Origin of the sequence: Alcaligenes sp. Lyrl_28, assembly GCF_051948705.1 — a bacterium.
GTDB lineage: Bacteria > Pseudomonadota > Gammaproteobacteria > Burkholderiales > Burkholderiaceae_B > Alcaligenes > Alcaligenes ammonioxydans.
Window position 1 is genome coordinate 130,827 of sequence record NZ_JAYJLG010000003.1, and the last position, 18,175, is coordinate 149,001.

The 18,175-nt window shown below is 56.9% G+C and carries 16 protein-coding genes and 1 riboswitch; of the genes, 6 read left to right on the forward strand and 10 right to left on the reverse strand.

Annotation, left to right across the window (positions count from 1 at the left end; all coding sequences use genetic code 11):
• Positions 1–979: 979 nt before the first annotated feature.
• Positions 980–1,684 (reverse strand): SDR family oxidoreductase, encoded by a 705-nt coding sequence (locus VF694_RS08340; protein WP_440164080.1) that lies wholly within the window; start codon positions 1,682–1,684, stop codon positions 980–982.
• A gap of 104 nt (positions 1,685–1,788) precedes the next feature.
• Here VF694_RS08340 and VF694_RS08345 point away from each other — a divergent pair, with 104 nt between their 5' ends.
• From VF694_RS08345 to VF694_RS08370, 6 genes are all read left to right on the forward strand, one after another.
• On the forward strand, positions 1,789–2,682 hold the full coding sequence (locus VF694_RS08345) for a LysR substrate-binding domain-containing protein (RefSeq protein ID WP_059317880.1): 894 nt from the start codon (positions 1,789–1,791) through the stop codon (positions 2,680–2,682).
• Between the two features lie 149 nt (positions 2,683–2,831).
• Entirely contained in the window at positions 2,832–3,176 is a 345-nt protein-coding gene (locus VF694_RS08350) for a zinc ribbon domain-containing protein YjdM (RefSeq protein ID WP_336579658.1), read from the forward strand.
• Between the two features lie 180 nt (positions 3,177–3,356).
• Complete coding sequence (locus VF694_RS08355; RefSeq protein ID WP_240209326.1) at positions 3,357–3,851, forward strand: RNA polymerase sigma factor; 495 nt, start codon at positions 3,357–3,359, stop codon at positions 3,849–3,851.
• Positions 3,848–4,783 carry a FecR family protein gene (locus VF694_RS08360; RefSeq protein ID WP_440164082.1) on the forward strand — a complete coding sequence of 312 codons (936 nt, stop codon included), beginning with the start codon at positions 3,848–3,850 and terminating at the stop codon, positions 4,781–4,783. Before VF694_RS08355 ends, VF694_RS08360 begins: the two co-directional genes overlap by 4 nt.
• A 101-nt stretch (positions 4,784–4,884) precedes the next feature.
• The gene (locus VF694_RS08365; RefSeq protein WP_440164084.1) at positions 4,885–7,602 is read left to right on the forward strand and encodes a secretin and TonB N-terminal domain-containing protein; all 2,718 of its coding nucleotides are present in this window, start codon (positions 4,885–4,887) and stop codon (positions 7,600–7,602) included.
• The gene (locus VF694_RS08370) at positions 7,575–8,804 is read left to right on the forward strand and encodes a cytochrome-c peroxidase (RefSeq protein WP_440164085.1); all 1,230 of its coding nucleotides are present in this window, start codon (positions 7,575–7,577) and stop codon (positions 8,802–8,804) included. Before VF694_RS08365 ends, VF694_RS08370 begins: the two co-directional genes overlap by 28 nt.
• A gap of 141 nt (positions 8,805–8,945) precedes the next feature.
• Here the strand turns inward: VF694_RS08370 and dctP are convergent, their stop codons facing one another.
• The 9 genes from dctP to soxZ form a co-directional block, all read right to left on the reverse strand.
• Positions 8,946–10,043 carry a TRAP transporter substrate-binding protein DctP gene (dctP, locus tag VF694_RS08375; RefSeq protein WP_336579655.1) on the reverse strand — a complete coding sequence of 366 codons (1,098 nt, stop codon included), beginning with the start codon at positions 10,041–10,043 and terminating at the stop codon, positions 8,946–8,948.
• Between the two features lie 17 nt (positions 10,044–10,060).
• Positions 10,061–11,383, reverse strand: coding sequence for a TRAP transporter large permease (locus VF694_RS08380; RefSeq protein ID WP_003804548.1), 1,323 nt, complete (start codon positions 11,381–11,383; stop codon positions 10,061–10,063).
• The gene (locus VF694_RS08385) at positions 11,373–11,873 is read right to left on the reverse strand and encodes a TRAP transporter small permease subunit (RefSeq protein ID WP_003804547.1); all 501 of its coding nucleotides are present in this window, start codon (positions 11,871–11,873) and stop codon (positions 11,373–11,375) included. The genes VF694_RS08380 and VF694_RS08385 overlap by 11 nt, the downstream gene beginning before the upstream one ends.
• 410 nt (positions 11,874–12,283) lie before the next feature.
• Complete coding sequence (locus VF694_RS08390; protein ID WP_275694131.1) at positions 12,284–13,654, reverse strand: amino acid permease; 1,371 nt, start codon at positions 13,652–13,654, stop codon at positions 12,284–12,286.
• A 414-nt stretch (positions 13,655–14,068) separates the two neighbouring features.
• Positions 14,069–14,158, reverse strand: a riboswitch (glycine riboswitch).
• A 254-nt stretch (positions 14,159–14,412) separates the two neighbouring features.
• Positions 14,413–14,895, reverse strand: a complete 483-nt coding sequence (locus VF694_RS08395; protein ID WP_440164087.1) for a cysteine hydrolase family protein — start codon at positions 14,893–14,895, stop codon at positions 14,413–14,415.
• A 95-nt stretch (positions 14,896–14,990) separates the two neighbouring features.
• Complete coding sequence (locus tag VF694_RS08400) at positions 14,991–15,998, reverse strand: YeeE/YedE family protein (protein ID WP_440164088.1); 1,008 nt, start codon at positions 15,996–15,998, stop codon at positions 14,991–14,993.
• A gap of 32 nt (positions 15,999–16,030) precedes the next feature.
• Entirely contained in the window at positions 16,031–17,326 is a 1,296-nt protein-coding gene (locus VF694_RS08405) for an NAD(P)/FAD-dependent oxidoreductase (protein WP_003801731.1), read from the reverse strand.
• Between the two features lie 2 nt (positions 17,327–17,328).
• The gene (locus VF694_RS08410) at positions 17,329–17,682 is read right to left on the reverse strand and encodes a c-type cytochrome (RefSeq protein ID WP_003801730.1); all 354 of its coding nucleotides are present in this window, start codon (positions 17,680–17,682) and stop codon (positions 17,329–17,331) included.
• Positions 17,683–17,844: 162 nt separating this feature from the next.
• Positions 17,845–18,171 carry a thiosulfate oxidation carrier complex protein SoxZ gene (gene soxZ, locus VF694_RS08415; protein WP_003801728.1) on the reverse strand — a complete coding sequence of 109 codons (327 nt, stop codon included), beginning with the start codon at positions 18,169–18,171 and terminating at the stop codon, positions 17,845–17,847.
• Positions 18,172–18,175: the final 4 nt, after the last annotated feature.

Consider the following 18,175-nt stretch of genomic DNA (forward strand, 5'->3'; position numbering starts at 1 on the left):
GGGGTTGTCCGTATTGCTCATTCGATTACATGTGCAGATGCGATGCGGCTGGGTTGCACTGCGTATTTCATCGCTGTAGTTATGTCTCTTTCTGGGTCAAAGAATGAGCAGGGAAGGCTGCCCCCTTTGAGAAACGGCTCTCGCCGTGTGGGACGTATGGTTTTAGTGGCCCGTCCGGCAGTGGCCTTGTTGTGGGGTAGGCATGGGTGCTTGCCTGGGTGTCTGCTCGGGGCCTATTCGAGCCGGTTTGCTCAATCCCTGCTATGCTCAACTTGGCTGAGGGCTTGTTCGTGATGATTTGACCCTTCAGTTGTGCCTTTATACCTTAAGGCACTGCCGAATATCCTCTTGTCTGTTTCCTGCTGCCACGCATAAACCGGGCACATGGGAAACAAGTGCAAATTTAATCAAACTGGAGAGAGAGAGACATGGGTACTAAAATTGTGACTGAAGCCGATCGTAAGCGTACTCCGGCCCCCGCCGCTCCCAAGGGTGTCACCCTTAGCACAAAGTGCCGGGGTCAACGTGTTAGTCAGGAGCGTGGTGCGCATACTCGCAACAAGAAAAATCCTGGCAAGCGCGCACATTCGGGGTAATGTCTTGGGGGGGCGTCACTGGTGTTCTTATGCCTTCTTGGTGATGCCACTGGCCCCAGTTTTTTACGCTTGTCCGCCCGCCGTTCCAGACGACGCTATAGTGCGGCAAGGTGAATCAGTAATGCGGCATTCAGATAAAGAAAACGGCCACCCAGCAAGGGTGGCCGTTTTTTTTGGTGTTCAAACCGTCGGTGATGGACTCTGGGCTCATAGAGTTTGGGTGGTGCGGAGAGAGGGCGATTAGCTCTGTTTTTTGCCGCACAGCGTCTGGCTCCTAATCCCTCAATGCCAATGCGCATGGCCTTTCCTGCTGCGCATGAGCGCCTTTCTTGTCAGGATAAGCCCTCTATAAGACGGGTCCAGTGGGCTGCACGGCTTGCGGTTTACACCGAACGTGTCAGCCCTCCATCCACTTTGATGTTCTGACCCGTAATGTAAGCGGCGCCGTCTGACAGCAGGAACGCAATGGTCGCCGCAATTTCCTCGGCCTTGCCATAGCGCCCCATCGGTACGCTGTCGCGCCGCTCGTCGGTCGCTGGCAGGCTATCAATCCAGCCAGGCAGCACGTTGTTCATGCGTACATTTTGGGCTGCATAGCTATCCGCAAAAATCTTGGTGAAGCTTGCCAATCCGGCGCGGAACACCGCCGAAGTGGGGAACATTTCCGCAGGCTCAAACGCCCAGGCGGTCGAGATGTTCACGATAGCGCCGCCGCCTTGCGCTGCCATGATGGGGGCCACCAGTCGGGCGGGGCGCACAGCATTCAAGAAGTAGATGTCCATGCCTGTGTGCCAGTCTTCGTCGCTGATGTCCAGGATGGGGCCGCGTGGGCCGTGCCCGGCCGAGCTGACCAGTGCGTCAATGCGTCCCCATCGGTGCATGGCCAGGTCGACCAGTCGTTTCAAGTCCTCGTTGCACTGGTTGGATCCCGTCAGTCCGATGCCGCCTAGTTCCTTGGCCAGTGCCTCCCCTTTGCCGGATGAGGACAGGATGGCGACCTGATAGCCATCTTGAGACAGTCGACGTGCGGCCGCGGCCCCCATGCCGGATCCCCCAGCGCTGATAAGAGCAACTTTTTCTATAGTCATATAAGGCTCCTTGTTAAGTGATTAACGTTATTATTTCAGTCTGATAGGAAAAAATCAGGCGTTAAATAAACGTCTTAGACTGTAGAAAAACTATTGCCTATACCATGAGCTCCTCACGTCGTTCCCTGCCTTCCTTAAATGCCTTGCGCGCCTTCGAAGTGTCGGGGCGCAGGCTCAGTTTCCGAGCAGCGGCTCAGGAGCTGGGGGTGACGCAGGGGGCGGTGGCGCAGCAAGTCAGGGCCTTGGAAGAGCATTTAGGCGTGGTGTTGTTTCAACGTCGGCCGCGTGGACTGCACCTGACGGGGAGGGGGGCGGCGTATCTGGCCGATGTCACCCGTGCTTTTGATACGCTAAGCGAGGCGACAGGGCGTTTACTGACGCGCCCGGATACCGTCACCATCAGTGTGACGCCCACCGTTGCGGCCAAGCTATTGATTCCACGGCTGGGAGATTTGCAAACTCTGCTGCCGGATGTGGAGTTGCGCACCGTGGCAACGGAAGCCTTGTCGGATTTTGAACGCGACCAGGTCGATATTGCGGTGCGTCTGACTCGTCCTCCCTTTGCGGCGGATCTAGAGGCACAGTTGTTGTTTCGTCAAGATGTGGTCGCGGTAGCCAGCCCTGGACTGGTAGGGAATGCCGCACTGCCTTTGTCCATGGAGCAGTTGCATGCCTTGCCGCTGTTGCATGATGCGCAGAATCATTGGGCTGCTTTCTTGAAAACCCCTAGAAAACTGCCCGGTGCGGTGTTCAATCAGACCACTCTGGCACTGGATGCCGCATTAGCCGGCCAAGGGGTGGCATTGGCTTGCAAGGCGTTTGTAGCCAGGGATCTGGCGGCCGGCCGTTTGGTGCAGGTGGCGCATGCGGGGACCGTGGGCGCGGACTTTTATTTGCTGCGCAAGCGTTCGACCCCCGCCCGAAAGTCGGTCGAGGCGGTATGGGGCTGGTGTTTGCATAGGCTATTAATTGACTTGCCTGACGCGCCGCTCATTTGACCGGTTCTTGGCCGGACTGTGCCTTGGCGACGAGGCTGGCGCAGTATCGCGCTGGTCTTGCGTGGGGTGTTTTTGGTGTTCCTGATGCGAGGGGCTACACTGGCCGCACTTCTGGTGCGGTAGCACCCAGCTTTTTACAGGAAAAAAATATGAGCACACCGCTTCCCTGTCCTCAGTGCACCTTGGAAAATACTTACCATGACACCGAGCAATGGGTCTGTGCCGATTGTGGCTATGAATGGCAAGATAATCATCAAACGACGGATGTCGAAACGGACGAGGACGAGCTGATTGTCAAAGACAGCAACGGCAATGTGCTGCTTGCGGGCGACGATGTGATTCTGATCCGGGATTTGAAGGTCAAAGGTTCCAATACCCTGAAAAAGGGTGCCAAGGCCAAAGGCATTCGTCTGGTTCGAGGTGACCATGAGGTCGATTGCAAAATTGATGGCATCAGCTACTTGCTGAAAGCCATGTATTTGAAGAAAGCCTGAGCATTCAGGCTGGGTTTCGCCAGGCGCCGCATTGTAATGCGGCGCTTTTTTTTATGCCTGATCGCCAAGGGAGTGACAACGATCAGCACATTCAAGGAGTTCTGACAGCGGTAAATCAGATGCCTGGCGCGTATATAATAATGAGAATGATTATTGATTATGTAAATTGATCGCCTTTTCATGTCCAAGCTGACGGCGGCCTTTCTGGCCCATTATCCGGATCTGATCCGCTATTTGCGCAGGCGCACGCATTGTCCTGAACTGGCACAGGACTGCGCGCATGACACCTGGTTGCGCTTGCTGGAAAAGGGCAAGCAGGTGCAGGCCGATAACCATCGCGCGTATGTATTCCAAGTGGCGGCCAATATCGCTGCAGACTGGTATCGACGCCATACGCGTGAGCAGCGTGCTGTCGACGGGTACGCTTTGAGCATCGCCCATCACCATGCCCCTGATACCTATGAGGAAGTGCTGGCCAAAGAGATCTTGCAGCGTTTAGAGCACGCCTTGATGGCCCAATCCCCCCGCAGCGTGCGTATCTTCATGATGCATCGTTGCGAGGAGCTGAGTTATGCCCAGATTGCCCAAAAGCTGGGCGTCTCCGAAAGTACGATTGAGAAGCATATGATGCGCATCTTGCTGGTGGCCCATCATGTTCTGATGACGACGGCATGAGCGCGCTGCCTGATCCGACCTGGAGCCCAGTCGATGAGGACGCGGCCCGTTGGGTATTGCGCAACGCCCAGGGCCGGCTGCCGCCAGGGGGCAGGGCCGAGTTTGAGGCCTGGTACGCGGCCGATCCCTTGCACGCGCGAACCTACGATGCCCTGGCGGCAAGTTGGCGACGACTGGGGCAGTTGAAGGTGTTGCCGGTGGCGCGCAAGAGAGGCAAGCCTGGTTTCAAGGCCTTGTTGGGGGCCTGTGTAATGGTGGCTGCGTCTTTGCTTGCCTGGCAAGCCTGGCAGCAACACGGAACGATCAGCAGCGGGATAGCGTTGACCCGGCTGACTTTGCCAGATGGTTCCTTAGCGATTCTGGACGCGCACACGCGTGTACGTTTGCACTTTGAAAAGGGGCAGCGACACGTTCAGCTGGAGGCAGGCCGGGCCTTTTTCCAGGTAGTGCCGAGCAATGACAAGACAGGTCCCTTTACGGTGGTGGCGGGCCCGGCGCAGGCGATGGCCTTGGGTACACAGTATGAGGTCAGTCTGAACGGCCAGCTCAGCCGCGTTGCGGTTTACGAACACACGGTACGTGTGCAGTGCCACGTTTGTGACACCGCCCAAGCTGTGATCCTGCAGCCCGGTGAGCGTGCCACCGTGGCTGGCAGACGGCTGCAGACGCTGAGTTCACCGCCGGGACAGGCGGACACAGCCCCGGCCTGGACACGCGGCTTGCTCAGTGTTGATGATATGAGTGTGCATGAGTTGGCCCGTCAGTTGGGCCAGTACACGAAGCGCCTTATCTGGGTCGTGAATGAGCGTGCGGGTTCCACCCGTGTGTCCGGGGTGGTGCGAGCTGCTCAACCTGCCGCCGCCTTGAGTCTGTTGCTTGCCGGCAGTGACGTGAGTATCAGGGAATTGCCGGGAGTCATAGTTATTTACTAATGATAGTTATTATCAATTAAAAAATATGATGGCAACCCGGGGTGAGGGGAGACGGATAGCACAGCGTCCTGATAGTAGTTGTTTAAATAGGATGCTCAATCATGAAGTGCGCTTTGCAGTACACGCCGTCTGTTCTTGCCCTGCGCAGGCAAACGCTTGCTGAGATGGCGGCCGACCTCGGTCCCTCGCATCGGCCAGGACGTCTGAAACCGGGACCATTGGTGTTATGGATTGCCAGCATGCTGCTGGTTTTTCCACCTGCACAGGTGCGGGCTGACGACGCTTTGGTGTTGAACATGAGCCCTCAAGCGCTGGCAGACGCGCTTTTGCAGATAGGGCGTCAGGCTCAGGTGGAAATCGCATTCTCACCTGGGCAGGTTCGGGAGAAACAGGCCGTGGCCCTGCAGGGTGAGCTGACGGTCGAGCAGGCACTGGACAATTTGCTGGCCCCCTGGGGGCTGGCCGCGCGCCAGCAGGGGGCGCGTCGTTATACGGTAGTGACGGCGACGGTGCCCAAGGGCTTGTCGGTGCTGGAACCTGTGCGTGTTCAGGGCCAGCGCATCGGCGAACGTGTTTACTCCCGAGGGGATATGGATCAGCGGCCCGCCGGCAATCGGGACGTGTCCAGTTTGCTGGCCGATCACCCCGCGGTGCGTCAGGATGATGCCGCGCAAAGCGGTGTGAATCGAGGTTCCCTGGCGCTGCAAGACATCAGTTTCTACGGGGCCAGCCCTTTTCAGAACCAGTTCCAGATTGACGGCATTAGCGCCACCAACCAGATCGACCCTGCCAGCCGCAATTTGAATCTGCAGGTGGGCAATGTACCGGCCTATGCCCAGGCTTACAACCTGGATACGCACCTGCTGGAAAGCGTGACGGTACTCGATAGTAGTATCCCTGTGGACTATGGTCGTTTCACGGGGGGTGTGGTCGATGCCAGGGTACGTAATCCCCAAGGCGACAACAGTGTCCGGTTTGATTTCAGCTACAACTCCTCGGGGCTGACTGCGCAGAAGATTGCGCCCGAACAAAAGAAGAATTTTGAGGCGGGCAAACCCGGTTTTTCTCCGGTCTGGACCAAACGGTTCACCTCGGCAATGCTTGACGTGGGATGGACACAGGATACGGCAGCCCTGATCCACCTCTCCCGACGTCAGTCCACGATTGATCGGTCCATGCGTGTGCGCTACGATACGGTCTTCACGGATTTGAAGACGCGCTCCATAGACCGGGTCGATAATGGGTTTGTCAAAATTCATACTCGCTGGAGTGCCGACACCGACTCCGCCTTGACCCTCAAGTATGCGGATCGTCGTGAGGATCTGGTGGACTCGGGCAGTTTGGCCGACCAGATTCAGTGGCAGCACCAGCAACAATCCTACGGTCTGGGGTTTGATCTGAACCATGATCTGCGCTGGGGGCAGGCGCGTGTGCAACTGGGTTATGACCAGATGAACAGTTACCGCCATTCTGACGGTACCGACTATATGGTCCACATGATGTATCAGCCCACGGGTCGCCTGGATTACACCTATATCACCGGTGGCTTTGGACAGGAATCGACCGAACAGCGCAATCTGACCTTGAAGTCCCGACTGGAGTTCAAGCCGGTTCAGACCGGGGCAATTGAACATGCCACGTATGCCGGTGTTGAGCTGGCCCATACCCAGGGCGAATTCGTGCGTCAGAAGGATGCTTACGGCGGTAATACTCGCCATTTCAGCAATGGTCAGCCCGATAAGCTGCAGACCTTGAACTACTACCAGGCCGGCAATGTGGGGGTCAGCTATACCGCTGCGTCGGTTTACCTGTCTGATCGTTTGTCATGGCAGCGGCTGGCCCTGACCGGCGGTTTGCGTGTGGACAGGGACAATTATTTCGGCAACACCAATGTGGCGCCACGTACCTTGTTGGAGTGGGATGTGCTCGGGACAGGGGAAACGCGTTTGTCGGGCGGCTGGTCCCGTTATTACGGCATGGACATTCTTGGGACCGCCATGCGTGAGCGCAAGAGCCAATTGCACACCTTGTTAATCACCGGAGGTAATCGGGTAGATCGACCTTCCCATACCGCCTATACGCTTGACGGCTTGCGCACGCCCTATGACGACGAGTGGGCTCTGCGTGTGCAGCAACAGTTGTCAAGCACGGTGGTCGCCGAGTTGGGCTATGTGCGTCGTTATGGCCGCCAACAGGTCTCTATCGAAGGCACGAGCAAAACTGGCTACCTCTACACCAATAAGGGACACGCCAAAACCGATGCCTTCACCTTGAGTGTAAAGAGCATTGCACCCTGGGCGGTGGGGCCGAGTCGATGGACGGCGCATCTGGATATCACCCATCAGCGCAGCAAGCGCAATACCAAACTGGCCGATGGTTATGAGGGCGCCGCCGAGGAGATGGACGACGACATTTACTACAATGGCGACCTGATCCGTCGAGGTGACCGTCCCGTAGGAGATTACAACCTGCCGTGGCGTGTCAGTGCGGGTCTTACAGGAAGGTGGGCATCGTATGGTCTGCAACTTAGTAACCGCATTCATTGGAATGGCGCCCGTAAGGATGTGCATTATCTGGGCCTGAATCGGAGTGACGGGCGGGAAAAATACGAGTCTGGCCGGGTAGGTTCTTACTGGACCTGGGATATGCGTCTGGACTGGGAGCCGACGATGTTCAAAGGCTTGGGCGTGGGGCTGGATGTGCTGAATGTGCTGGACAAGCAAGCGCCTTTGGTGATCAGCACGCCGAACTCGGCAAGCAGCCAGAACCTTTATCGGACAGGAAGAGAGCTGTGGTTGCGCGCTTCGTACCGTTATTGAAGATCAAACGGCGCGGCGTCGTCTGGCTGAGGGTGGCGCTGGGAACCCTGTTGTCCGGTGCGGCCTGCGCGGCCTCTGTGACGACTACGTCCACTGCAGGGGGCGATGATCCCGCGGTGGTGCTTGCCCGCTGGTCGCCCGGTCTGGAAGCGACGCCCCCATCTTGCTGGCAGGAGGGCGAACTTGATGCCGCTTGCCTGCGCACACGCTATGAGCATGTTCCGCGTCAATGGCCGGCCCCTGATATGGATGAGGCAGAGCGGTGGCTGGAGTGGGGGCCGATACCAGGCCCAGGCTCGGACGCACAGCATGAGGCAGCCCAGGATGCCAGTAACAAGCAGATTGTGGCCTTGGGCGCGCGCCTGTTTTTTGATAAGCGGCTCTCGCGTCGGCAACAGATCTCCTGCGCATCCTGTCATCAGCCCGACAAATCATTTAGCGATGGCAAGGCATTGGCGATTGGGGAGGACGGTCTGATGGGCAAGCGTCGTACGCCACCCTTATTCGCTGCGCCATTTGCCAAAGACTTGTTCTGGGATGGTCGGGTGCAGACTTTGCAGGATCAGGTGCTCGGTCCGATTGAAAACCCGGTGGAAATGAATCATGCCTTGCGCGATCTGATTGTGCGCCTGCGTACCTTGGACGATTATCCCCAGGCGTTTCAACAGGCCTTTGGACCGGCCTGGAACGCTGGGGTGGATGCCCAAGGACTGGCACGGGCGCTGGCCGCCTATGTGGTCACCCTTCGACCGGCCGCAACGCGTTTTGACGATTTTCTCGCGGGTAATGTGGCTGCCTTGAATGATCAGGAGCTCACTGGCCTGCACTTGTTTCGCACCAAGGCGCGCTGCATGAACTGCCATAACGGCCCCTTGCTGACGGATAACCGCTTTCACAATATAGGCCTGTCTTTCTATGGACGTCGCTTGCAGGACCTGGGCCGGTTTGAGTGGTCTCGCGACCCGGCCGACCTGGGGCTGTTTCGTACCCCCAGCTTGCGCAACGTCGCGCGGGCGGGGCCCTGGATGCACAATGGCTTGTTCCCGAGCCTGGAGGGTGTCGTACGCATGTACGATGCGGGCATGATCCCTGACGCTGGGCAAGCCGGTCCGTTGATACCACGTAAGTCACCACGCATACGAAAGCTGAATTTGAGTGAGGCGGAAATCCAGGCTTTGTTGGCGTTTTTACAGGTGCTGTGACACGTGTGGCTCAAGAAGCGAGCCGTGGGCCCATAAAAAAACGATAGTGGCAGACCACTATCGTTTGGAGGTAGTTGCCGCGGCGAGGGGTTCCGATTGATCTCAGGACCGGGTTCCTCTGCCACGGCAAGGACGTCGGCTTTATTTCAGGCAGGCTTTGATTTTGTCCAGATCGGGCCCCTCGATGGGACGGCCAAGATTGAACGGCATAGAGGTTTCGCGCCAGTCTTTGTAGTCGTGCAGGTACTCCATCTGGCTGGCATACACCTTGGCGGCATCCGGGTTGCTGCAAGCCATGGCAATCATGACTTCATTGGTGACTTGCTGAATGGTTTTCAGGCTCTCATCGTCCATGCGGTGGATTTCCACCCCGGCTTTCTGAAAGGTGCGCAAGCCTTCGGTCGCTTTCTTTTCAGTAAAAGCGATGGACCACATCATGGTGGCATCGGCTGCGATTTTCAGTTTTTCCTTGGCCGAGTCGCTCAGGGCATCCCAGGCGGCTTTGTTGATCATGACGCCAAAGACGGATGCAGACTGGTGCCAGCCGGGCGTTGTCCAGTGCTTGGTGACTTGATGAAGGCCGGCAGACACATCCACGTTAGGAGTGGAGAATTCGGCGCCTTCGATCACCCCCCGCTCCAGTGACTGATACAGCTCTTGCCCAGCCATGGAAACCTGAGTGCCGCCAATTTTTTCCAGTACCTTGCCTTGCTCCAGTCCGGACAGACGCAGGCGCTTACCCTTGATTTCCTCCAGGTTGCGAATCGGAACGTTGGTATGGAAACCGGATTCATTATTGGTGATGGCGTAGGGGAGGTAGACCATGCCATATTTGCCATAAATCTCGTTATAAAGCTCGGCGCCTCCCCATTCCTTGATCCAGTTGGCGTAGTCCACCGCATTGAATAGACTGGAGTGAGTCCCCAAGGGGGAGAAGGCCGGGTTGCGGCCTGCCCAGTACCCTGGCCAATCAGCCCCTGCCTGGATGGTGCCGGACTCAACGGCACTAAAGACCTCGCCGGTAGGGACAAGGGCGCCGCCTTCGTAGAACTCGATTTTCAGTTCATCTCCAACCAGTTTATTGGCTAGATCGACCCATTTTTTGTCCAGTTCCACCAATTCGATCGAGGCTGGCCAGGTGCTGGTCATGGTCCATTTCTGGGCGGCCTGGCTCAGGCCCGTCATGCCTAGCAAAGCCAGACCGGTCAAGGCGCCAATTGCCTTTTTTGTCAGTTTCATTATGTCTCCTTGTTGTATTAGGTTCCGTACAGCACGGTGGGTAACCAAGTGGCCAGACCAGGGAAAATGGCCAGCAAGATGCACATCAAAATAATCAGGCCGATAAAGGGGATGACGCCGGTAATGATCTCCATGGTCTTGACCGATTTGGGTGTGATGGCCCGCAAATAGAACAGGGCATAACCAAAAGGCGGGGTCAAAAAGGACGTTTGCAGGACAACCGAAACCAGAATCACAAACCAGAGCAGGCTGATGCCCATCTCCTGCACAATCGGCAGCAGGATGGGGAAAGACAGCAGGACGATGCCGGTCCAGTCCAGAAAGCAGCCCAGAATAAAGATGATCAGCAGCATGACGACGATCAGCAGCCAGGGTTCCATGTCTAAACCGCGCATGATGTCCTGGGCAGCGCCCAAACCGCCGGTGATGTTAAAGACCCCGGTAAAGGCCGTGGCACCGACCACAATGAACAGAATCATGGAGGAGGTGCGACCGGTTTCATACAGGGCATTGAGAAAAATGGACCATTTGAACTTGCCCCGGAAAATCACGATCAGCAAGGACAGCAGCACCCCGATAGCGGAGGCTTCGGTGGCCGTGGCAATGCCGGCCAGCATGGAACCTAAAATGCCCAGAATCAGAAAGATGGGTGGCACGGCTTCCACCAGCAGCATGCGGATCAAGGCGGGCCTGGAGATCTTTTCATCGGGCTCCACGGAAGGGGCGCGTTCAGGATGACGCCAGGCAACAAACACGACCCACAGGGCATAGAGCAGGCCCAGCAGCACGCCAGGAATCAGCGCGCCGGCAAACAGCTCGCCAATCGACAGTGGGGAGTAGCTGGCCATCAGGATCAGCATGATGGACGGCGGGATCAGGATGCCCAGGCAGCCCGAAGCGGCAATCACACCGGTGGTCAACTTGGGGCAATAGCCATAGCGCAGCATGGGGCGCAGTGCCATCATGCCGGTAACCGTAATCGAGGCGCCGATAATGCCGGTGGTGGCTGCCAGCAAGATGGAGATAAATACCACAGCCAGCGCCAGCCCACCCCGAACGCGAGACATCAGCAGGCGCAAGGCCTCAAACATCTTGTCGGTGACTTCGGAGTCGGACAGAAAACGTGCCATCAGAATAAACAGCGGGATGGCAATCAGCGTGTAGTTGTCCAGGACATCGCCGTAAATGCGGTTAACCACAATGCCCAGAACCATGGGTTTGCCCGCCACCAGCGCGCCGATGACAGCCGTGCTGCCCAGAACAAAGGCCAAGGGGTGTCCCATGAACAGCCCCAGCAACAGCAGGCCACCCATGACAAGTGCAATCAATTCAGGCGTCATGGCGGGGGGCGTCCTTCTGACTGAGCAAACGGATAACTTCAGCAATTCCCTGGAGCAGCAGCAAGGCGGCCGCCAGAACCATGGAGAGTTTGAGTGGATAAACAGGTAATTGGACCGCGCCGTAGGTGGTCTCGCCTTGAGCCCAGGAGCGCATGGCAAAGTCATAGCTGCGGGTTAGGAAAACCCAGGCGAAGGGGAAAAAGAAAATCAGGTAACCTGCAATTTCCGTCCATTTTCGGACGGCAGGAGAAAAGCGCTGGATGAGCAGATCGACGCGGACGTGGGCCTGGTGCTTGAGTGCGTAGGCGCCCAACATCAGAAAGTAAAACCCATATAGCTGCTTGGTGACGTCAAAAGTCCAGCGTGTGGGCTGGTTCATCACGTAGCGCATGAAGACTTCGTAAATAATGATGGTGGAAAAAATGATGGCGATAAAGGAAATAAGCTTCCCTATCCATTCATTGAGCGAGTCGATTAGACGTAAAACCATGCTTGTCCCTTTTGTACATTCTTATTGGCTACACATCGGGTTTAGTCTATGAGTAAGCTTTGCCGCGTCACAACTTGGGTTTACCCTTACGTCAACCTGAGAGAAGGCATTAAGGGTAATAAGGTGTAAATGAGGGCGTGTAAAAGGTTTTTCCGTCTGAATCTGTGTTATTGGCGTGAAATATCGGGGGCCTAAAGGGTTGGGGGCTCGCGGCTACCGCTTGTCTGCACATAGAAAAAGCCACCCCAAAGGGTGGCTTTCGAGTGCCGGGCTTCAGCCCTTGCTCCAGGTCTACTCTCCCACGATTGCAGGATGAGAGGTCGTCTGTGGGTGCGGACCTACGCCTGTGGAGCCAGCCCCTGGCTGCGGCAACACGGCCCCTGGCAGGGCCGTGTTGGGCGCAGGGGATCTTAACGGACGCTTTGCGCCGCCAGGCCCAGGGCCAGATGCTGTTTCATGCGTTTCTTGTAGAAAGGCAGGCAGATGAACAGCGCCAGGAACCAGAACGGCGTGGCAATCAGGCCGATCAGGGTTTCTTCTTCCTGGCTGAACAGATAGAGCGCGAAGGCAAAGAAAGCCAGGGTCAGGTAACACATGGGAATCGCAAAGGGCATTTTGTAGCTCGATGCGGCATGGGCTTCGGGGCGAACCCGGCGGTACTTCAGGTAGGTGATCAGGATCACGGCCCAGACAAAGATAAAGCAGATGCTGGCCACGGTGGTCACGATGGTGAACACACGCATGACATCGCCTTCTGCATACAGCAGGAACAGGCTGGACAGCAACAGGGCGCAAGAATAGATCAGGCCATTGCGGGGGGTACCATTGCGCGACAGCTGGCTGAATGCTTCAGGAGCCAGCTTGTTCTTGGACAGACCGTACAACATGCGGCCTGTCGAGAACATGCCGCTGTTGGCCGAGGACAGGGCCGAGGTCAACACCACGAAGTTGATGATGGCAGCGGCTGCACCTACGCCGATCAGCAAGAACATGTTTACAAAGGGGCTCTTGTTGGGGGCCACAATATCCCAGGGAGTGACGGTCATGATGGCGGTCAGGGCCAGCACGTAAAACACAATCACGCGAACGGGAATCTTGTTGATGGCTTTGGGCAGGTTCTTGGCAGGGTCCGCTGTTTCAGCCGAGGCCGTACCCACCAGCTCAATACCCACGAATGCGAAGATGGCGATCTGGAAGGCAGCAAAAAAGCCACCCAGGCCATTGGGGAACATCCCGCCCCGATCCCACAAGTGGGTCAGGCTGGCTTTTTCACCGGTTGGGCCCACAAAGCCGGTAAACAGCAGATACGCACCCACGCCAATCAGGGCCACAATGGCAATAATCTTGACCAGTGCAAACCAGAACTCCAGCTCACCAAATAATTTGGCCGACAGCAGATTAAAGACCAGCAAAAAAGCAATGCAGGCCAGTCCTGGTAACCACAATGGAATATCCGGCCACCAGAATTGGGTATAGCCGGTAATGGCCACAATATCTGCAATCCCAATGACTACCCAGCAAAACCAATAACTCCAGCCCAGAAAATAGCCCATGGTCGGGCCTAGAATATCGGCGGCGAAATCGACAAAAGATTTGTATTCCAGATTATGCAGAAGCAATTCTCCCATTGCCCGCATAACAAAAAACAAAAAGAACCCGATGATCATGTACGTAAACAAGACCGAGGGGCCGGCCAGGCTGATCGTGCGGCCTGATCCCATAAATAGCCCTGTGCCGATAGCGCCTCCAATTGCTATCAGTTGCAGGTGCCGGTTTTTCAACGAGCGCTGCAGTCCAGATGAATGTTGCTGAGACACACTGTTCTCCTGATTTTTATTCGTTCAAATGCGTAATTATGACTGTGCTGCGAGAAAACAAAGGGTACAACCCGTCCTCAAGGACGGTTTTCTTGATACCGATCTAAATATGATGGGGAGCGCACAACAGTCCTCCTTGTTCTGATGACATGAAATGTCAGAACAGACCTGTGTGCGATTAAAAATAGAAATAAAGTAGTGGTGGGTCAGGCGTCCAGAAAAGGCACCTGACTATCTGCTCATAGATAGACTCCGGACAAATAGGTGAACAAAGACCATATGGTCTCTGTACCCCCTCTGTCCGTTTACCTGAGAGCTTATCCATCGGTTCGCGATGGTCCCCTTCGGTGGGCACGGGTGTGCCTCTCTCCAGATGGTCAAAGGTTCAGGATTCTTTTGCCTGAGAGATTCCGGGGTCGTTGCTCCGTCGGCGCTTCATCAATGTGAAGACTCTCACCTGAACCGTTATTGACGCCGCTATTGTATAGACAGGCAAAAAGCGATGACTACTAGCGTTAACCTGTAGTGTTTTAAGACGGGTAATTCTTGTTTCTTGGCCGGTTTTGTGGCTATGTGGGACCGCAGACATGAGGCGCAGAACGCTTGGCAGCTGGGCACTGAAGCGGGCCGATGCGATGCATCAGAGGGTCGACAGGCTTAAGAGCGTTTAGCAAGCGGGTGTCAATGACAAGCAAGGCGTAACGCAAGGGGAGTGACTAAGGTTATGGCGGGTCCTGCTCAAGCCGCAGCTCGCGGCTATGAATCGTGCGACCGAAGTGATGTTTCCACAGCTTGATGCCCATCGCGCCGGATCGATCCAGCGATGAACCCACGGTTAGATCGGTAATCAGGGTGGGATGCAGCCCAGCATCAAACAAGGCAAAACCCGCAGCCAGCACGCAGGTATCGGTCTGAATACCGCAGACCAGAATGCGATCGGCCTGATACTGCCGCAGATACTCCATTGCAGCAGGGCTGGGTGTGTAACCATGCTTGATGAAGATGGCGTCGGCATCGATCAGGCAGCAATCATCGCGCGGCGGACACCAGCCGAGCTGACTGAGGAAAGGGGTTTGGGACTCGTCATGCTGCTCGATCAGCGCCACACAGGGCAGGTGGCGGCTGAGCCTATTAATCCCTTCGATCAGCCACAAGGGAGGAGCAAAACAGCTTTGCACATCGACAACAAGCAGGATCTGTCGCATTGCACGAGCCTCAATAAGCGCCTGCAGCAATGCTAGCCTCAGGAGCGTCGGGCAGCCTGCAGGGTGGTCCATCAAACCCCTATTGAAACACGGACTCAGGAGTTGGGGCGTGCCCAGACCAGGCGCGAGCCAATCACGATCCCCAGCACCGCCAGCAAGGAGGTGGCGGACAAGGTAGACAGGCCACTCAAGCCCTGGCCGATGGTGCAGCCCAGGGCCAGTACACCGCCTACGCCCATCAGGGTGCTGCCGGTCATGGCACGCAGCATGTGGCGCGGTGATTCAAAGCCTTCCAGTTTCCAGCGTCGGCGCAGCAGAGCACTCAGGCAGGAACCGGCCAGCACACCCGCCACCATCAGGATGGTAAAGCGTGGACTCATGCCGGTGGAGATCATGGCGTATTGAATACTTTCCCCAATCGGGGCCACAAAGCTCAGCGAGCTGACGGGCACAGGCTCGAAGGGGTCATCGCCCAGCCAACCGGTGGTCAGCCAGCCTGCTACGATCAGCAGCCCGATAAAGACGCCTGCCAGCAGATCATTCAGCCGCTGGCCGTCCAGACGGGGGCGCAGGGAAAAGGCGATTAAAGCGGCAACGAGCAGGGCAATGACGATGGATCGTACGGGGCCTGCGGGCAGGGTGACGGCAGGCAGGGTGATGCTGCTGACTTGGGCGAGGTTCATGCGTAGCGGGGCCAGCAGTCCGGTCAAGGTCATGTAAGCGGCGATACCCAGGCATAACAGCACTACAAAAGAGCGCAAATTACCTTGCCCCAACAGAATCAGAGCGCGGGCACCGCAGCCATTGGCCAAGGTCATTCCCATACCAAACAGCACGCCACCGACCGGCACCAGCAGCCAGGAAAAAGTCGGATTCAGGTACAAGACCTTGTCCAGGCTGATCAGCCCACTGCCTGCAGCCAGTTGTGTACCGGCCAGGGCCACGGCCAGCGCCAGGGCAAAGCCCTGGAGCTTGTAGCCGCTGCGCCCGGACCAGCGCTCGGTTAAACCACGATAAAAGCAAAAACCACTGAGCTGGCCACTCATGCCAAAGAGCAGACCAATGGCCAAGCTGACCCACAGTACAAGTTCTGTATTCATCATGTGCGCTGGAGAGGGAACGGGATTGAAACCACTTAGCCTTGGGTGCCCCAGATGTCGCGACTGATTGCGGCATACCAAGCCTCGCCATACTGGGCTTCCTGCTTGCGAAAGGCCGGGCTGGCTTCTTTGGGGCTGACCCCGCCGGAGGCTTCGGCCAGCTTGTCATCGGCAAAGGCGTACAAATGCCCCACGGAAATGCCATAGTCAGGAGCGATCAAACTGTAGCAGGTATTGCTCAGGGTCGCCTGTGGCACGGGCTTGCCGTTCAAGGCATTGATGATGGCAGCCGCTGCCAGCTTGGCTTGTGTGTTGGCCGAGAAGCCGGACTTGGGCATGGGCGAGGCAATGGTGGCATCGCCCACCACATAGATGTCTTTGACCTGCTCGGATTCGAAGGTATGCGGGTCAATGGGCACCCAGCCGCTGGCGTTGGTGACACCGGCCTGTTCGGCAATGGTTCCCGCTTTTTGAGGCGGAATCACGTTGAGCACATCGGCCTTGTGGATTTCGCCAAACTCGGTTTCCACGCTGAGCTTGGCGGCATCCACGCGGGTGACTTTGCCGTCCTTGGAGAAGGGCACCCATTCGATCATGTCGCCATAGACGTGTTTCCAACCGTCCTGAAACAGGCCTTGTTTGGAGAAGCTGTCTTTGGCATCCAGAATCAGAATCTTGGACTTGGGTTTGTTCTGCTTGAAGTAGTGAGCCACCATGCTGGCGCGCTCGTAGGGGCCAGGCGGGCAGCGGAATGGGTTTTCGGGGGCCACCATAATAAAAGTGCCGCCGTTGGGCATGGCATCGAGCTGGCGTTTGAGCAGCCGGGTTTGCTCACCGGCTTTCCAGGCATGCGGCGCCAACAAGGCGGCGGCCTCGTCATACCCTTCCAGGGTGTTCCAGCGAAAATCAATGCCAGGCGAGAGCAGCAGCTTGTCGTAGGACAGCGTCTGGCCTTTGGACAGGCTCAGGGTTTTGGCCTGGGAGTCCACTGCCGTTGCCCGATCGTGGATCACCTCAATACCCGCTGCACGCAGGTCCTCAAAGCCGTGGCCCTGCTGTTCAAAGCGGCGCAGACCGGCCAGATACAGATTGCTGAATGGGCAGGTGTAGAAGGTGGTGGCCGGTTCGATCAAGGTTACTTTCAGGGATGGATCGCCGCGCTTGAGGTAGCGGGCCGCAGTGGCACCGCCAAAGCCGCCACCGACCACAATCACATGGGCGGAACGGCTGCGTGCATACACCGGCAAGGCACTCAGAGCCAGGCCAGCGGCACTGGTCTTACCGACACGGCTCAGCCATTGGCGACGGGAGGAGTTTACGGGTGTGCTCATGCTTAACGTCCTTGCGCCATGCTGACAGGGGTGGAGGGAAGTGTCGAGAAGTACTGGGCCAGAGCTTGCAGATCCGCATCCTGGTAGCCTTTGACCAGACGGTTCATGATGGTGGTGCCAGCCGGGGGATTGTCAGAGGCAAAGGCACGCAACTGCTCCAGCAAGGCGGCCTGGGGACGGCCTGCCAGCGAGGGAATGATGGTGGTGGAACGTCCATCCGGGCCGTGACAGTTCGCACAGGAGCTGGCTACGGTCTTGATATCCAGCGTGGAACTGGCCCAGGCCGGTGCCGCGGCACTGCTGGCCGCCAGCAAGGCGGGGGCGAAAAGGAGACGACCTACCAGAGAGAGGGACATGGGCATTCTTCTTGTCAATGTGCTTCGTTGCAGGAAAAGACGCTCAGCGTAGCATTCTCCTTACGCCCACTTTGTATGACTATATAGAACGCTGTTATGAGTTCAGCGCCCAATAGGGGCGCCGAGATGGGGGTAGGGAGTCTGATGGGAACCGAGCAATAATCAGTCGCTGATGCTCAGCTCGGTCTGGCCGGTGATGACAGCGCCCTGGTCGTCCGTCCAGCTCATCTCCAGAACCCCTGAGCGTCGTGCGACAAAAGTAAATTCAAGGTAGGGGTTTTGGGAAATGGCGGTTTCCGGTTGCCAATTGAACAAGAGTTCACCGTTAAAGGTGGCCTTGAATTCGTGGATGATGTTGCGTGGCACAACCTGACCTTCTTTGTTCAGGCGCAGGCCGCTTTCCATGCGGTGTTCTACCAGCGCACGCACGCGCACGATCTCGCCTGTCTTGGGCGTGGCGTTGCTGATCCAGATACGGGGTTTACTCATGAGG

Coding starts and splice junctions, on each gene's coding strand:
- VF694_RS08340 (WP_440164080.1), bottom strand. CDS start 1,684: ATGACTATAGAAAAAGTTGCTCTTATCAGCGCTGGGGGATCCGGCATG.
- VF694_RS08345 (WP_059317880.1), top strand. CDS start 1,789: ATGAGCTCCTCACGTCGTTCCCTGCCTTCCTTAAATGCCTTGCGCGCC.
- VF694_RS08350 (WP_336579658.1), top strand. CDS start 2,832: ATGAGCACACCGCTTCCCTGTCCTCAGTGCACCTTGGAAAATACTTAC.
- VF694_RS08355 (WP_240209326.1), top strand. CDS start 3,357: ATGTCCAAGCTGACGGCGGCCTTTCTGGCCCATTATCCGGATCTGATC.
- VF694_RS08360 (WP_440164082.1), top strand. CDS start 3,848: ATGAGCGCGCTGCCTGATCCGACCTGGAGCCCAGTCGATGAGGACGCG.
- VF694_RS08365 (WP_440164084.1), top strand. CDS start 4,885: ATGAAGTGCGCTTTGCAGTACACGCCGTCTGTTCTTGCCCTGCGCAGG.
- dctP (WP_336579655.1), bottom strand. CDS start 10,043: ATGAAACTGACAAAAAAGGCAATTGGCGCCTTGACCGGTCTGGCTTTG.
- VF694_RS08380 (WP_003804548.1), bottom strand. CDS start 11,383: ATGACGCCTGAATTGATTGCACTTGTCATGGGTGGCCTGCTGTTGCTG.
- VF694_RS08385 (WP_003804547.1), bottom strand. CDS start 11,873: ATGGTTTTACGTCTAATCGACTCGCTCAATGAATGGATAGGGAAGCTT.
- VF694_RS08395 (WP_440164087.1), bottom strand. CDS start 14,895: ATGCGACAGATCCTGCTTGTTGTCGATGTGCAAAGCTGTTTTGCTCCT.
- VF694_RS08400 (WP_440164088.1), bottom strand. CDS start 15,998: ATGATGAATACAGAACTTGTACTGTGGGTCAGCTTGGCCATTGGTCTG.
- VF694_RS08405 (WP_003801731.1), bottom strand. CDS start 17,326: ATGAGCACACCCGTAAACTCCTCCCGTCGCCAATGGCTGAGCCGTGTC.
- VF694_RS08410 (WP_003801730.1), bottom strand. CDS start 17,682: ATGTCCCTCTCTCTGGTAGGTCGTCTCCTTTTCGCCCCCGCCTTGCTG.
- soxZ (WP_003801728.1), bottom strand. CDS start 18,171: ATGAGTAAACCCCGTATCTGGATCAGCAACGCCACGCCCAAGACAGGC.